A 14,995-nucleotide genomic window follows, 5' to 3' on the forward strand; every position below is an offset into this window, starting at 1 on the left:
GGCGCCGGAGGACCCGCATGGCCGATGCAACGAGCGCTCACGCCCCGTCCTACTATGCGGCGACAACGGCCGACCGGGAGGCACGTCCGGCGCTCGCCGGGCGGGTCAGGTGCGACGTGGCGATCGTCGGTGGCGGCTTCACCGGCCTCAACGCTGCCATCACCCTCGCGGATGCCGGTCGCTCTGTTGTCCTGATCGAGCAGAACCGCATCGGCTGGGGAGCGTCCGGTCGCAATGGCGGCCAGCTGCACAGCGGCCAAAGGCGCGACCAGCATCATCTCGAGCGCGCCTACGGAGCAGAGACCGCCCGCCGGCTCTGGGAAATGGCGGAGGAGGCGAAGGCGCTGCTGCACCAGCGCCGTATCCGCCACGCCATCGATTGCGACTGGACGCCAGGGCTCATCCATGCCGCCCACAAGCCGCGTTTCGTTGCCGAGGAATGGGACTATGCCGAGCATCTGGAGCGGGTCTATGGCTATGACCGCATCGAGACGCTCGACCGGGATGCGCTTGCGGCCGCGATCGGTACGCCCGGCTATTTCGGCGGCTCCCGCGACACGGGCGCCGGGCATCTCCATCCGCTGAAGCTTGCGCAGGGGCTTGCCGATGCCGCCGAAGCCGGCGGCGTGGTCATCCACGAAGGGACGGCGGCGACTACGGTCGCGGATCGCGGCGGCAGGGTCGAGATCGCGACGCCGAACGGCATGATCGACGCGGAGACGGTGCTGCTTGCCGGCAACGGCTATCTCGCCGGGATCGATCCCGACAGCGAGGCCCGCGTCATGCCGATCAACAACTACATCCTGACGACGGAGCCGCTTTCGCAAGAGGCCGCCGATCGCCTGATCCCGGGCAGGGAGGCGGTCTCCGACAGCCGTTTCGTCGTCTATTACTGGCGCCTGACCGCGGACCGGCGGCTGCTCTTCGGGGGCGGCGAAACCTATCGGCGCGGCTTTCCGCCGGACATGCGCAGCTTCGTGCGCTCGCACCTGCGCAATGTCTATCCGCAGCTTGCCGAGGCGCCGGTGTCGCATGCCTGGGGCGGAACGCTCGGTGTCACCCGCTCGCGCATGCCCTGCCTGCGCCGTACGCGGCCGGGTGTCTATGTTGCCGCGGGCTTTTCCGGGCACGGCGTTGCGATGGCGGGGTTTTGCGGCCATGTGGCGGCGCGCGCGATGCTCGGCGACGCGGAGCGCTTCGACGTCTTCGCGGGCCTTGCGCCGTCACGCTTTCCCGGCGGACGGGCCCTGCGCTGGCCGATCCTGGTCCTGGCCATGAGCTGGTTCGCCCTGCGCGACCGGCTCGGCTGAGGGAAGGGGCCGATCTTCAGGCGCGTTCGGTCGACTTGTCGCGAAAGCTGCGGGCCGATGTCCGGGCCAGCAGGATCGACGGCAGCAGGCCCACCATGACGATGAGCAGTGCCGGCAGCGCACCGTCTGCGAACGCCTCGCGCGAGGCGGCGTTGTAGACGGTCGTCGCCAGCGTCTCGAAATTGAAAGGACGCAGCAGGATCGTTGCCGGCAACTCCTTCATGCAGTCGACGAATGCGAGCAGCAGCGCGGTCAGCAGCACCGGGCGGATCATCGGCAGATGCACCTCGAACAGGATGCGGCCGGAACTCCTGCCGAGGGTGCGCGCCGCCATGTCGAGATGCGGCGTCACCTTGCCGAAGCCGCCTTCCACCTGGCCATAGGCGACCGCGAGGAAGCGGACCATGTAGGCGTAGACCAGCGCCGTGCCCGAGCCGATCAGCAGCAGGCCGGTCGAGAAGCCGAAGGTCGAGCGGGCGATGCCATCGATGAAATTGTCGAAGGTCGCAAGCGGAATGAGGATGCCGACGGCGAGCACCGTGCCGGGGATGGCATAGCCGATGGAGGCGATCCGTCCGAACAGCTGCGTTGCCCGGTTGGCCTGCACGCGCTGGGCATAGGTCAGAACGATGCCGATCGCCACGGTAAGCAGGGCTGCGGCAACCGACAGCGACAAGGTGTTGACCACGGCGGCGGCGAGTGCCGGATCGCCGAGCTCGTCCAGCCGCCGGCTGGCATAGTCGACGAGCAGGCCGGCGGGAAAGACGAAGCCGATCATCACCGGCGCCGCGCAGGCCGCCGTCGCCAGTCCGGCGCGCCAACCTTCGAGCCGGTAGCTCGGCAGGGCCAGATAGCGTGTCGAGGTGACGTGAAAGCGCTGCCTGCGACGGGCGTGCCGCTCGATCCACAACAGCGCGAAGACCAGCGCCAGCATCGCGCAGGCAAGCTGCGCCGCGCCGGCCAGGCTCGAGCGGTTGATCCAGGTGTCATAGACGGAGAAGCTCATCGTGTGGACACCGAAGAAGGTGACCGCGCCGATGTCATTGAGGCATTCCATCAGGGCAAGCGATACGCCGACGACGATTGCCGGGCGCGCCAGCGGCAGCGCCACGCGGAAAAACAGGCGCATCGGCCCGGCGCCCAGCGTTCGCGAGACGTCGAGCGTGCAGGCCGATTGCAGCAGGAAGGACGCGCGCGTCGTCAGGTAGACATACGGATAGAGCACGAAGCCCATGACGAAGATGGCGCCACCGAGCGAGCGGATCTCCGGAAACCAGTAGTCGCGTGAGGTGCGGAAGCCGAAGATCTCCCGGATCGCGGTCTGCACCGGGCCGGTGAAATCCAGGATTTCGACATAGGTATAGGCGATGATGTAGGTCGGCACCGCGAGCGGCACCAGCAGCGCCCAGTCGAAGAAGGCGCGGCCGGGAAAGCGGCACATGGTCACGAGCCAGGCGGTGCCAACGCCAACGACGAAAGTGATCGCGCCGACGCCCGCCATCAGGAGGACCGTTGTCCAGAGCGAGCGCGGCAGGACGGTTCCAACGAGATGTCCCCACACGTCCCCCGTCGGCTGCGCCGCGAGGACGGCAAGGGCCACGACAGGCAGCAGCGTCAGCGCCGCGACCGCAAAGCCGGCGACGAGCCAGATCCTGTCGGCCGGCGTGGCGGCGGAACGCGGTACGGGAGCGCCTGCGGTCAGGTCATCCATGCGGGCAGTGTCGGTCATGCGTGTCGTCGGGGCTGTTTGCTGGCGAAGCCGGACGGACGGGCTGCGTCGTCATCCGGAAGGGTCGTTGGCTGGAAATGGCGAACGGCGCCCGACCTCGTGGTCGGGCGCCGCGCAGGAGCGGGTTTGCTTCGGGACGCAGGGTCCCTCAGCTTGCAGGACCGTCGTTGTAGCCGACCTTGTCGACCAGTTCACTGGCGGTCTTGCGGTTCTTGGCGATCTCGTCGAGCGGCAGCGTGTCGGCGTTCAGTTCGCCCCAGGAGGCGACCATTTCCGAGATTTCCACGCCCGGCTTGACCGGATACTCGTTGTTGGCCTCGGCATAGATGTGCTGGGCCTCTTCCGAGGACAGGAACTCGACGAGCTTCAGGGCCGCATCCGGGTTCGGGGCATGCTTGGCCATGACGACGCCTGAAATGTTCACATGCGTGCCGCGGTCGCCGGCATTCGGGAACAGGATCTTGACCGAGTTGGCCCAGTCCTTCTGCTCCGGCTCTTTCTCGTTGGTCAGCATGGCACCCATGTAATAAGTGTTGCCGAGCGAGATGTCGCATTCGCCGGCAAAGATCGCCTGGACCTGGCCGCGGTCATTGCCCGAGGGCTTGCGGGCGAGATTGTCGCGCAGGCCGGCAAGCCACTTCTCTGCTTCCTCGGCGCCAAGATGGGAGACCATCGAGGCGAACAGGGCGACGTTGTAGACATGCTGGCCGGAGCGTGTGCAGATCTTGCCCTTCCACTTCGGATCGGCCAGTTCCTCGTAGGTGATCGCGTCCTGTTCGACGCGCTCCTTGGAGGCATAGACGATGCGCGCGCGGGTCGTCAGGCCGATCCAGTGGCCCTCGGGATCGCGATAGGCGGCCGGAACGTTGCCGTTGACGACCTCGGACGAGACCGGCTGGGTGATGCCAAGCTGCTTGGCACCGTCGAGGCGGCCGATATCGACGGTCAGCAGCACGTCGGCGGGAGAGTTCGCGCCTTCGGCCTCGATACGCTCGGCAAGGCCGTCGGAGGCGAAGATCACGTTGGCCTTGATGCCGGTTTCCTTGGTGAAGGCCTCGAGCAGCGGCTCGATCAGGAAGGGCTGGCGATAGGAATAGATGTTGACCTCGCCTTCGGCGACAGCGGGCGTCGCGATCGCGGCGGAAGCGAGCAGCAGGGCGGACAGGGCCGCGCCGCGCAGGGCGGCAACTTTCTTGATCATGTGTCTCTCCCAGCATCCAGGGGACAAGGCCCTGATGTCGGTTTGCATTGGCGCGGAGCGCTGCCGTTACGGCAAGAGCCTCATGCGCGCCTGCATCATAGAAACAGGAGTTTTGGTGTCAACAAATATCGCTTGTAATATCAATAGATTAGAAGAGTTCAAAACTAACCTGAATGGCGGTTTCCGGTTTTCGCAGAAGGCCTTGCGGGAAAATGCCTGCTCCGTCAGGGCGACGGCGTCCGTCCGGCGAGTACGTCGCACATCCAGGTCGTGTCGATGTTCTGGCCGCAAAGGATGACGCCGGGCGTCTTGCCCCGCTTGCCGTCGGCCATCAGTGCGGCGAGGGGAGCGGCTCCCGCGCCCTCGGCAAGGTTGTGCGTGGTGCGGTAATAGAGGCGGATGGCCTCGGCCACCTGGTCGTCGCTGACGCGCACGATGTCCTCCGCACCGGCCCGGATCACGGCGAGCGCGGCTTCGTCCGGACAACGCACCGCCATGCCGTCGGCAAAGGTCGCGGCACTGGCCGTCTCGGTCAGCCTGCCCGTCTCGAGGGAGCGCGCGTAGGCATCCGCCTTGTCGGACACAACGCCGACGATTTTGGTCGTGAGGCCGAGGACGTTGCGTGCGGAGATGAGCCCGCAAATGCCCGATCCCAGCCCGATCGGCACATAGACCACATCGAGATCCGGCACCGCCCGCAGGAATTCCATCGCATAGGTCGCGACGCCCCGCACGAGATCGGCATGGAAGCTCGGCACCATGAACAGGCCGCGCTCCTCGGCCAGCGCCTTCGCATGCGCCTTGGCCGCGTCGAAATCCTCGCCCTCAACGACGAGTTCCGCGCCGAACGCCCGCATCGCCGCGTTCTTCTCGGTGGAGTTTCCCCGAGGAACGACGATGGTGCAGGCGATGCCGTGCCGGCTCGCGGCGAAGGCGAGGCTCTGTCCGTGATTGCCGCGGGTGGCCGAGACGATGCCGGTGCCGCGTGTCGAGCGCCGGGCCAGTTCGTGCAGCATGACGAGGCCGCCGCGCACCTTGAACGCGCCGGTCGGCGTGTGGTTCTCGTGCTTGACCCACACGGGGCCGCCCACGGCCTCGGCCAGCAGCGGCCAGGCATATTGCGGGGTCGGACGCATTGACCGGTAGACGATGTCGGCTGCGTCTTCGATTGCGGCAAGAGTGAGCATGGCGTGTCCGCGAGAACGGGCGCGGCCTGCGGCGCGCGACCAGAGGAGGGACGACCACACTGGCAAGGAAGCGTGCAAGGGTCAATCCGCGCCGGACCTGTTGCCCGGCGCGTCGGCGTCGTCCCGCCGGATTACTCGGCAAGCACCCGCTGCGGCGGGAAGGTGACCTCGATCAGCGTGCCGTGATTGACTTCCGAATCGATGCGGAAGCTTGCCCGGTTCGCCTCGACCAGCGCCTTGGTCAGCGGCAGGCCGAGGCCCGTGCCGCCGCCGTGGCGTGCGGTGTGCAACTGGCGGAAAGGCTCCATCGCCGCGGCCAGATCCTGGTGGCTCATTCCCATCCCGGTGTCGCGAACCCTCAGGATAACCTCGCCGCTGTCTTCCAGTGCGGTCGAGACGATGACCTGGCCGCCGGGCTGGTTGAACTTGATCGCGTTGGACAGAAGGTTCAGCACGATCTGGCGCACCGAGCGGCCGTCGGCGACGATCTTCGGCACGGAGGTCGGCAGGCTGGCGCGAATGATCACCCGCTCGCGATTGGCCTGCGGCTGCATCAGGGCGACGCATTCGCGGATGATGTCGTTCGCCGAGACCGCCTCGAAGGTAAGGTCGAGCTTGCCCGCCTCGATCTTCGAGAGATCGAGCAGGTCGTTGATCAGGCTCATGATATGCGAGCCGGAATTGTGGATGTCGCGCAGGTAGCCCTTGTAGCGCTCGTTGCCGACCGGGCCGAAGCGCTCTTCCATCATCACTTCCGAAAAACCGATGATGGCGTTGAGCGGCGTGCGGATCTCGTGGCTGATCTTGGCGAGGAAGTCCGACTTCTGCGAGCTGGCGTTCTCCGCCTGCCGCTTTGCATCCGTCAGTTCCTCTTCCGCCGTCTTCCACTGGGTGATGTCGCGCAGCACCGTGCAGAAGCGCGGGCCTTCCGCGCCGTGGCCGACCCGGCCGATGGTCATGAACAGCGGGATCAGGCCGCCCGAGCGCAGCTGGCCGATCACCTCGCGCCCGTCATTGAGCACGCTGGCGACGCCGTTGCGGGCGAGGCCGTCGAGATAGTCGCTCGCGTCGCGGTGGCTTTCGGGAGCCAGATAGTCGTTGAGCGGCGCGCCGACCATGTCCTCTCGCGCCGCGTCGAACAGCGCTTCGGCGGACCGGTTCACCTTCATGATGCGGCCGCCTTCGTCGAGGATCAGCACGCCGTCCGTCGCGGTCTCGAGCACCGCGTCCATCTCGGCAAGATGCTCCTCGGCAAGCGACAGGGACGACTGCGTCTCGTGCAACCGGTCGAGCGCCGCTTCCTGCGCCGGATCGTGGCGGTCGAGCAGCGACATCATCAGCGCCGTACCGTCTTTCCACGCGACGCTGTGCAGGCGCGACTTGACCGGCTTCGCCCCGCCATCGGCCAGACGGATGCGCATGGTGCGCTCCGTCATCGCGCCTGGCAGCGAACTTGGCCAGTCCTCCGGCTCGGCGAAGATCGCGTCGAGCCCGCCGACGGCATGCAGCGCCTCGAGATCGGGGTAGCCGAGCAGGTCGAGCAGGGTGGCGTTGGCGTAGTCCACGTCCTCGCCGTCGATGATGGCGACGCCCACGGGCAGCTTGTCGAGCAGGTTGGTGCGCGCCGCCCGGGTGGTGCCGGCCGGAGCGCGCGGGATGATGCCAAGGCTCGCGACATTGGCCGGTGCCGGCGTTCTCGCGAGATCGTCTTCGTCAGGAGCGGGGATGTCTTCCGTCGGTTTGGCGGCCTCCACGAGATCCGCGTCCGTTTTCGCACCATCCGTTGCAACGGTCGGCGCGCTGTCCTGCGGAGCGGCGGCGAGCATCACCGGTTCGTCGGATTCGGAACGCGCGCCGAGCGCCTCGGCGATCTTGCGGAAAGCTTCCCTTTCGGGCTTCGACAGGCGCGAGGTGTCCGTGGCCTCGGTCCTGTAGGACGAAGCGGACCGGACAGACGGGATCGGGGTTTCATCGGGCGCGGGACCCGTGCCGGCCGGCGCGTCTTCCCGGTTCGCAAGGCTGTCGGTGGCCGGGTTGTCGGCTGCGGGGCTATCGGTTGCCGTGTGGTGGAGCAGGTCGGCCAGGGCTGCGGCGTCCGCATCGACCTCATCCAGCGGCAGCGCGCCCGCCGCGTGCTCGTCCTCGTCGGCAGCGTCCGGCTCTTCTTCCGGACTTTCTGGAAGCGCGTTCTCCGCGAGCCCGGAAAACCCGATGTCCTCGTCGTCATCTTCGGTTCCGGGGGCGCTGTCTTCGGCAGCGGGCATGTCGTCGTCGGATGCGCTGATCCCGTGCATCCCGGCAGGCTGCAAGGCGAACTCTTCCCTTGCATCATCGCCCGGGAGACCGGTTGCGGCGGGCTCTTCGGGCCCGGTTTCTTCCGGCTCCGGCTCGAAACCTTCGTCGATGATCGTGGGCGCGTCGGTATCCGCGGCGGAAACGGCATCGGCCTCAATCGTCGCCGCGGTTGTTGCGTCCGCGACATCCGCCTCGTCGTCGGCAAGAACCGGCAGATCAGGCATCAGGTCGTCGGCAACCGGCTCCTCCGCGACCGAAGCCTCCTCCGGCTCTGCCGGATCGGCGCTGACGGCCTCCAGGGTCGGGCGCATGACAAGGCGTGTGCCGAGGGCGTCGGTGTCGTCCACCGCCTCGCCGGTGCGACAGACGCCGAACCCGCGAAAGCCTTCGAAGATGCGTTGCCTGTCGAAGGCCGGCAGGGCTGCCATGTCGACGGGAACGCGCAGGGCCGCGCCGCTGACCGGCCACGCGACGGTGCGGCCGCTCCACGTGTCGCGTCGCCTGAGCGCCGCCGATACCCGGCCGTCGCGATCGAGGTCGAAGCGTTCCGCCACTTCTTCCCAGGTCAGCCCGACGACGTCGGCCGCTTCGGGGCCGAGCGTCTCGGCGAATTCCGGTGACAGGAAGGTGAAACGCCGGTCGATATCCATCTTCCAGGCAAAACGCACCGGACGCTCGCGCGCGTCGAACAGGAAGCCGGAAGCGGCCGCCGCCGGCAGGTCAACGGCGGGAACGGCGTCGTCCGCATGATCCGGTCCCGTGTGAGGCGGAGCCGGGGTCTCGTCTTCTTCTTCAGTCACCTCGTCGGCCGCATCGACATCGGCCTGCCCGTCGACTGCCGCGTGGGCTTCCTCGCCTGTGGCTGCGAGGTCGTCGAACGTCAGCTCGCCGGCGCCCAGGATGTCGTCGGCAAGGTCGCCGTCATCGGCAGCCGCGCGCTCGTTTGCCTCTTCGGCAGGAGAGGTGGAAAGCCCTGCATGAGCTCGCGCACCGGCATCCTCTTCGTCCTGGCCGGCGTCCCCGTCGTCGACCCCGACGAGATCGGGAGCGTCGTCGACCCCGACGAGACCGAGAGCGTCGTCGGCATCCGCCGGGAATTGTGGGTCGCGCTCGGTATCCGCCTGCTCCGTGCCGGCCGCGGCGGTTTCCGTGTCCCCGTCGGCGTGATCCGGCACCGGCGACAGCCCTTCCGGCTGGCTGGCGGTCTCAACGTCGCCGCTTGCGTCGTCGTCTCCAGGAAACGCCTCATAGGCAGGCTCGGTGCCCGCCGGCGGCAGCTGCGCGGCGTCTGCGGAGATCTCGTCCGCAGGCCTGTCGGCCGTGCGCGAGGAGGAGAGGAACCGGGTGCCGCTGGCGAAGGCAAAAAGGCCGCCCTGCGCCCAGCGTCGCCGCGCGGGAGCCGGCTCCGGCGTGCGGGTGTCGGCCTCGGTCGGGCCGGGCGGCACGGTCTCGTCTTGCCGGACTTCGTCTTGCGGGGCTTCTTCCTGTGAAACCGGAGCGCCCGTCGGCGCCTCGGCTTCCGCTGAAGCAATGTCCCCATCAGTTTCCGGCTCGAACCCGTCCGGGTCTTCCTGCGACATGGCCATGGCAGCCGCGTCGGCGACAGGGACGTCGGCGACAGGGACGTCGGCGATGGGAGCGGTCTTCTCCACGCCGCCGGCGTTCGTCATGTCGGCGAGCAGCAGGATCGACCCGGTGTCGAGCATTAGAACCGAGGCGTCGCGATCGGCGCCCTCGATCTCGAAGCTCCGGCGCAAGGGCGCATGCTTGGCGCTGCGCAGCGCCGTCTTGACGGTGTCGAGATCTGGACCGGCGAGCCCGGCGTCGCCGGACTGCACGCTGCCGTCGCGGCGGTAGAGAAACGCGGCATGCGAGGAATGGGAGATCAGGGCGAGCAATGCGCTCTCATCCTGCGCGCCGGCGGTCCCCGGAGCGTCGAGTGCGACGATGAGCGCGCCATTGCTCCCGTCCGCCAGCACGAGGCGGCGGCAAGCACAGGTAAGAAGCATCACCCGCAGCCCGCGATAGAAGCGCAGGCGGTCGGTCGTGTCGCGATCGACGGGACCGGATGTGGCAACGCGGGCGATATGAGGACGGGCCGGCGCGCGGGCCAGGCCGGTCAGGTCGGCGAGCCCGGACAGGCTGTCGACGCCGAAAAACGCGGCGCCCGCCGGATTGGCCCACAGAATGCTCTTCCCGTCCTCCGCCCATATCCAGGCAGGACGGGGGTCGGTGAGATAGATGTTGGCGGCAGCGAGGCCGCTCAACGCCATGAAGGTGCTCAACTGGCTGTTCATGGGCACGCTCTCTCCGCCGTTGCGGTGCTCGCCGGTGGTTCCCTCAAACGCGATACGCGGCCGGAACCCGGGCGGTGGTCGCGCGGCACGGCCGAAATCCCCGTCTCTCAAGGGCTTCGACGCAAACCCGCGCGTACATACCGCATTCCGTTAACGCCTCACGCGGTAAACAAAGAGTAAATATCGTTTCAAATCCGAGTCGTCCACGCCAAGCACCCCGAATGCCGCCATTCTCTTCAAGTGTGGTTAATCCCGGGAATCGGGCATTGGCATGACGCCTGCCTGCGAAGCGGTGCCGGACAGAGATCTGGGGGCTCCCCTTGGGCGCTATTTCCTCTAGGATCGAAGGCCGGTGCCGGCGGGCGAAGATCCCCTGGCGTCTGGGCATATGATCAACAACGGCAAGGAGAGGCATCGTGGCGAAAGGCGACAAGAGCGGCTTTGAGATCCCTGAACAGATGCGAGAAATGGCCGATCAGAGCGTTGGCCAGGCGCGCAAGGCTTTCGACGACTACATGAGCGCGACGCGCAAGGCCGTCGGCAGCGCCGAGGATACGGCGCAGACCGTGAAGGCGGGCGCCGATGACATGGGCCGCACCGCGCTGGAATACACGGAGGAGCATGTCTCCGCCGCATTCGATCTCGCACAGAAGATGGTGCGGGCCGGCGACGTGCAGGAAATGATGAAATTGCAGAGCGAATATCTGCGCAAGCAGATGGAGGCGCTCGGCGAGCAGGTCCGCGATCTCGGCGACAAGGCGGCAAGGACCGCCCAGGATGCGGCGAAGAAAACGCGCGGCTAAAAGACGCGCGCGCGAAGACTGGCGGTTGCGGTGACGGGCTGAAGAGGCGCGGCCGCACACTGCGGATATCGCGGCGGGCGACCGCGTCACGGCGGCCGCCGCCGCAACCCCGGCTTGCGACATGACAGGCGTCTTGGCGGACGCGGCGGCCCGGCCAGGGCCCGCCGCGTGCGGCCGTTTCCGGTCCGGTTTCCGGGGCGGTGATCTTGTGCGTCGCAATATTTATGTTGCAATGCACAATAAGTCTTGCTATGTATCCTCCTGTAGATGGCGATCGGCGCGTTGGCGTTGAGATCGCAAAAAATTCCCCGCAAGGCGCGGGACGCTGCTCAAGCGCGCCCCGGCCAAAGGAGTTGAGATCATGACCGAGACGAAGACCGCAGCCGCTGCGCCGAAGGCGCCGCGTGCAAAGACCGCCAAGACCGTCGATGCGACGGTTTCCGCATTCCCGAACTTCGAGGCTTTCAACATGCCCAAGATGGAAATCCCCGCCGTGACGCGCGAAATGGCCGAGAAGAGCATCGAGCAGGCCCGTGAGGCCTACTCCAAGCTCAAGACGGTTGCCGAGGACGCGACCGACCTCATGGAAGACGGTTTCGAGACCACCCGCCGCGGTGTCCTCGACTTCAACCACAAGGCCGTCGACGCCGCGAAGTCGAACACCGATGCGACCTTCCAGTTCGTCAAGAACCTCTTCGAGGTGAAGACGCTGGCCGAGGCGATCGAGTTGCAGACGTCGTTCGCCCGCAGCCAGTTCGACGCGTTCAGCGCCCAGGCCAAGGACATGCAGGAGCTGTCCTCCAAGCTGGCCGGCGAAGTGACGGAGACCTTCAAGGGTGCCGTCGAGAAGACGACCAAGGACTTCAAGGCGGCCTGACCACGGGCGTGACCTGAAGCAGACCGGAACCCGGGCCGCCCACGGCCCGGGTTCTTTTTTGTCGGCCGGCCCGCCTTGTCGCACCTGCGACCGGGCATTCCGGCAAGGCCTTGCGGAGAGGGCGCGGGACGCGGTTCTCGCGCTTTTGCACACGCTTTTCCATGCTGTGGACGAGTGTAGCGAATGCTCGGTACTGCCTCTTGCATTCCCCCGCTTTTCAAACTAGTTTCCGCCACCGAATTGACGTGCAGACGTAGCTCAGTTGGTTAGAGCGTCGGATTGTGGCTCCGAAGGTCGTTGGTTCAACTCCAACCGTCTGTACCATTCGCCTCCCTGTCTTCCCCCCCCTGTCCTGTCGAGCGTGTTGCCTCCGGCCCACCGGGCCTTGCGCTGCTGTCTGCGCGGCGCTGCCGGCTTCCGCGTTTCGAGCGACCTCCTGTCGATGCGTGCGTGCGGGATCCGCGCGGTTCCGCCCGGCTTGCGTCGCCGGGCGCTCTTGAGGCACCCTTGAGCCTGCGTGCAAGCGTCGCGTGACCGCCGATGGCCAGCCCTCTTTGAAGGCCGTCTGTTCGCGAGACCGATGTCACGCGGGGAGGGGACATGGACAGTGAAGCGGAAACCCCGATGCCGGCCGGTGGCAACGCGACCGCCTACCGCATGCGGCGCCTGCTCGAGACCTACTACGACCTCACGCTGCAGATCAGCGACCGGCTCGAGGTGCGCGATGTTTCCGACGTTCTGCTGCTGGTGCTGGTCGCCATAGCGGACCTGAGGGGCGCGCCGATGGATGCCGAGCTGCTGGCGGAAAAGCTCGGCACCTCACGTTCGACGGTCGAGCGGCGCTTGCGCCCCTATCTCGATGACGGCCGGATTGCCAAGGAACGACGCGGAAAGTCGGTCGTTTATCTATGGTCGACGGAGGCGGCCTGCGGAAAATCCGCCGAGCGCACGGACCCTGACATGAGCGTCGACATGGTGCGGGCGGTGATGGCGATGGTTTTCGACGTGGCGAACGATTGAGGCGCCGCAAGGCCGGTTTGGTTAAAATTTGTGGAAAAGCTGAATTAAAGCCCGAATTACCCTGGGGAATATGGAGCCAAGTCGAGAACCCGTTGTTGCATGCGTGCGAATCCATGCGCAAAGCGGGCAACATTCGTCAAAATGACGAATGTAAGGCACCAAGGAGGCGCCGATGTCATCGCAGGATGAAGAACTTTCGACTCAGGCTCACCGGATACTCCGCCTCTATGAGATGTTCTTCAGTCTCATGTTCCGGTTCATGGAGGAGTATGAAGTAAAAGACCTGGGTCAGTTGATGATACTGACGACAATTGCAATCGCGAATGCAAACAAGATCGACCCGGATATTGAGGTAATCTCTGAAGAGACAGATATTCCGTATTCAACTGTGCGCAGAAAAGTTGATAAAATGTGTGAAGACGGAATGATATGCATGAGGAGATCTAACAACAAGCTTTTGTTTTCTATATCTCCTGAGATGAGATTTGCTCATCCTGAACAAGAAGAAGAAAATTCAAATAAAATTTTTCAGAAAGATGTATTGGATATCATAGTAAAATCACTTACGGCAATAATACTTGAGAAAAATAAGTAAAAACCAAAATGAAAAGAGCTTTAGATTGACTTGTTAAGGATTTGTTCACTATAAGTTACGCATAGTCGATGGCGAGTTCATCGAACGGCACGTGGCCCGAAAGGCGGTATCCGCCAGGGTCCCCATCACGGCGATCTCGGTCGCTATCGCAACAGAAACGAGTTGGCGGCCGTCGGTACCCCAGAAAAGGGTTCCGGCGGAACGGGAGAGATGTGTACCCGCGTAACCGTCTCCGCCAGGTGACAAGAAGAAGTGGGGCTGAACATGGCTTGGACACAGGAACGCGAAGATCTGCTCAGGAAGCTCTGGCTGCAAGGCCTCAGCGCAAGCCAGATCGCCTATGTTATGGCGGGCGTCACCCGTAACGCGGTGATCGGCAAGGCCCATCGCATGGGTCTGCCCAAGCGGTCTCCTGCGACCAGCCACCGTCCCAAGCCCCGCGTCCAGCGCGGCAAGCCTTCGCTCGCCTTCGTCAGCGGAAAGCCGGCGCCTCGCGATACCGCGTCGGATGTCCAGTATCGCCGCGGCCTCGACTTCGGCACAGCGCACAAGAGCTTCGATGTTGCGCACTCCGATGTCGCCGCCGAGGACCGCATCACGCTGATGACGCTGACCAGCCGCACCTGCAAGTGGCCGATCGGCGATCCGTCGGACGCCGATTTCCACTTCTGCAGCCAGGACGCGGAGAACAACCGTTCCTACTGCGAATTCCATCACCGGCTCGCATATCAGGGTGTGCGTCGCCGCCGCCCGGCGGAGAAGACGGCCTCGGCGCCTGTCGCTCTTCCGTTGCGCGCCATCGCGGTCTGAGCGCAAAGGTTCGGGCCCAACGGTTCGGGCCCAACGGTTCGGGTACGACGCTCCCTGCTTCCTCCCTCCCAGGCAGATGCGTTTGCCCCAGGCGGGGCCGGTGTTCCGGCCCCGCCTTTTTCATGTCCGGCCTGGGCCGGAGAGGGGCCGGTGTTCCGGCCCCGCCTTTTTCATGTCCGGCCTGGGCCGGAGAGGGGCCGGTGTTCCGGCCCCGCCTTTTTCATGTCCGGCCTGGGCCGGAGAGGGGCCGGTGTTCCGGCCCTCACCTTTTCATGTCCGGCCTGGGCCGGAGAGGGGCCGGTGTTCCGGCCCCGCCTTTTCATGTCCGGCCTGGGCCGGAGAGGGGCCGGTGTTCCGGCCCTCACCTTTTCATGTCCGGCTTCTGCCGGAGAGGGGCTTTGCGGCGAATTTGATCTCGCTCATTGCGGGATGCCCGATCCCGTTGAAACTGCTAATATTCGCCCAGCGGAAAGCAGGAGCTCCGACATCCATGACCACTCATTCCGGCCTCAAGAAGATCCGCCTCAACCTGGCCCGCACCCGGGAATTCCCGAACGGCTCGGCCCGGCATGGCTACGAGTTCATCGCTCCTCTCGATGCGGACGATCACATCGACGCGGGGGGATGGAAGAAGCACAGGGGCGAGTGCCGGGTGCGCCGGTTCTGGGCCGACGAGGAAGAGGACATCGGACACCTCCGTCATCGCCCGGGCGGCTCCTGGGCCTTCCACTACGATATCGACGGCGATGAGGACGACGAGGCGGGATACCGTTTCGGCGCACACCCCTTCCGCCCCGGAGAGTACGTTTCGATCAAGGACGAGGACGGCGAACTGCACACGTTCCAGGTCGTGACCGTGCAGGATCTCTGA

At 65.6% G+C, this 14,995-nt stretch carries 11 protein-coding genes and 1 tRNA gene; 8 read left to right on the forward strand and 4 right to left on the reverse strand.

Annotated features, from left to right (window positions below; translation table 11 throughout):
* Positions 1–17: 17 nt before the first annotated feature.
* The gene (locus ACQY46_RS07760; RefSeq protein WP_428699681.1) at positions 18–1,310 is read left to right on the forward strand and encodes an NAD(P)/FAD-dependent oxidoreductase; all 1,293 of its coding nucleotides are present in this window, start codon (positions 18–20) and stop codon (positions 1,308–1,310) included.
* Between the two features lie 16 nt (positions 1,311–1,326).
* Here ACQY46_RS07760 and ACQY46_RS07765 read toward each other — a convergent pair whose 3' ends face one another.
* From ACQY46_RS07765 to ACQY46_RS07780, 4 genes are all read right to left on the reverse strand, one after another.
* Entirely contained in the window at positions 1,327–3,039 is a 1,713-nt protein-coding gene (locus ACQY46_RS07765; RefSeq protein ID WP_428699682.1) for an ABC transporter permease, read from the reverse strand.
* A gap of 148 nt (positions 3,040–3,187) precedes the next feature.
* Positions 3,188–4,240 carry a Fe(3+) ABC transporter substrate-binding protein gene (locus ACQY46_RS07770; protein ID WP_428699683.1) on the reverse strand — a complete coding sequence of 351 codons (1,053 nt, stop codon included), beginning with the start codon at positions 4,238–4,240 and terminating at the stop codon, positions 3,188–3,190.
* A gap of 224 nt (positions 4,241–4,464) precedes the next feature.
* Entirely contained in the window at positions 4,465–5,427 is a 963-nt protein-coding gene (locus ACQY46_RS07775) for a threonine dehydratase (RefSeq protein ID WP_428699684.1), read from the reverse strand.
* A gap of 131 nt (positions 5,428–5,558) precedes the next feature.
* Positions 5,559–10,019: an ATP-binding protein gene (locus ACQY46_RS07780; protein WP_428699685.1), complete on the reverse strand. Its 4,461-nt coding sequence runs from the start codon at positions 10,017–10,019 to the stop codon at positions 5,559–5,561.
* A 467-nt stretch (positions 10,020–10,486) separates the two neighbouring features.
* On the opposite strand from ACQY46_RS07780, the gene ACQY46_RS07785 reads away from it, so the two are divergent.
* The 7 genes from ACQY46_RS07785 (at position 10,487) to ACQY46_RS07815 (ending at position 14,995) form a co-directional block, all read left to right on the forward strand.
* Positions 10,487–10,822, forward strand: coding sequence for a phasin family protein (locus ACQY46_RS07785; RefSeq protein WP_428699686.1), 336 nt, complete (start codon positions 10,487–10,489; stop codon positions 10,820–10,822).
* A 361-nt stretch (positions 10,823–11,183) separates the two neighbouring features.
* Positions 11,184–11,699 carry a phasin gene (locus tag ACQY46_RS07790; RefSeq protein WP_428699687.1) on the forward strand — a complete coding sequence of 172 codons (516 nt, stop codon included), beginning with the start codon at positions 11,184–11,186 and terminating at the stop codon, positions 11,697–11,699.
* Between the two features lie 247 nt (positions 11,700–11,946).
* Positions 11,947–12,023, forward strand: a tRNA-His gene (locus ACQY46_RS07795).
* A gap of 276 nt (positions 12,024–12,299) precedes the next feature.
* A complete protein-coding gene (locus ACQY46_RS07800; RefSeq protein ID WP_428699688.1) occupies positions 12,300–12,719 on the forward strand; it encodes a hypothetical protein in 420 nt (139 codons plus the stop codon).
* Between the two features lie 172 nt (positions 12,720–12,891).
* Complete coding sequence (locus tag ACQY46_RS07805; RefSeq protein ID WP_428699689.1) at positions 12,892–13,314, forward strand: hypothetical protein; 423 nt, start codon at positions 12,892–12,894, stop codon at positions 13,312–13,314.
* A gap of 264 nt (positions 13,315–13,578) precedes the next feature.
* Complete coding sequence (locus ACQY46_RS07810; RefSeq protein WP_428699690.1) at positions 13,579–14,124, forward strand: GcrA family cell cycle regulator; 546 nt, start codon at positions 13,579–13,581, stop codon at positions 14,122–14,124.
* A 490-nt stretch (positions 14,125–14,614) separates the two neighbouring features.
* Complete coding sequence (locus ACQY46_RS07815) at positions 14,615–14,995, forward strand: hypothetical protein (protein ID WP_428699691.1); 381 nt, start codon at positions 14,615–14,617, stop codon at positions 14,993–14,995.

The organism is Stappia sp. (genome assembly GCF_965276915.1).
In the GTDB taxonomy this organism is placed as follows: domain Bacteria; phylum Pseudomonadota; class Alphaproteobacteria; order Rhizobiales; family Stappiaceae; genus Stappia.

Bases quoted from the DNA above. Each gene is read 5' to 3' on its own strand.
- ACQY46_RS07760 (WP_428699681.1), top strand. From the start codon at position 18: ATGGCCGATGCAACGAGCGCTCACGCCCCGTCCTACTATGCGGCGACA.
- ACQY46_RS07765 (WP_428699682.1), bottom strand. From the start codon at position 3,039: ATGACCGACACTGCCCGCATGGATGACCTGACCGCAGGCGCTCCCGTA.
- ACQY46_RS07770 (WP_428699683.1), bottom strand. From the start codon at position 4,240: ATGATCAAGAAAGTTGCCGCCCTGCGCGGCGCGGCCCTGTCCGCCCTG.
- ACQY46_RS07775 (WP_428699684.1), bottom strand. From the start codon at position 5,427: ATGCTCACTCTTGCCGCAATCGAAGACGCAGCCGACATCGTCTACCGG.
- ACQY46_RS07780 (WP_428699685.1), bottom strand. From the start codon at position 10,019: ATGAACAGCCAGTTGAGCACCTTCATGGCGTTGAGCGGCCTCGCTGCC.
- ACQY46_RS07785 (WP_428699686.1), top strand. From the start codon at position 10,487: ATGGCCGATCAGAGCGTTGGCCAGGCGCGCAAGGCTTTCGACGACTAC.
- ACQY46_RS07790 (WP_428699687.1), top strand. From the start codon at position 11,184: ATGACCGAGACGAAGACCGCAGCCGCTGCGCCGAAGGCGCCGCGTGCA.
- ACQY46_RS07800 (WP_428699688.1), top strand. From the start codon at position 12,300: ATGGACAGTGAAGCGGAAACCCCGATGCCGGCCGGTGGCAACGCGACC.
- ACQY46_RS07805 (WP_428699689.1), top strand. From the start codon at position 12,892: ATGTCATCGCAGGATGAAGAACTTTCGACTCAGGCTCACCGGATACTC.
- ACQY46_RS07810 (WP_428699690.1), top strand. From the start codon at position 13,579: ATGGCTTGGACACAGGAACGCGAAGATCTGCTCAGGAAGCTCTGGCTG.
- ACQY46_RS07815 (WP_428699691.1), top strand. From the start codon at position 14,615: ATGACCACTCATTCCGGCCTCAAGAAGATCCGCCTCAACCTGGCCCGC.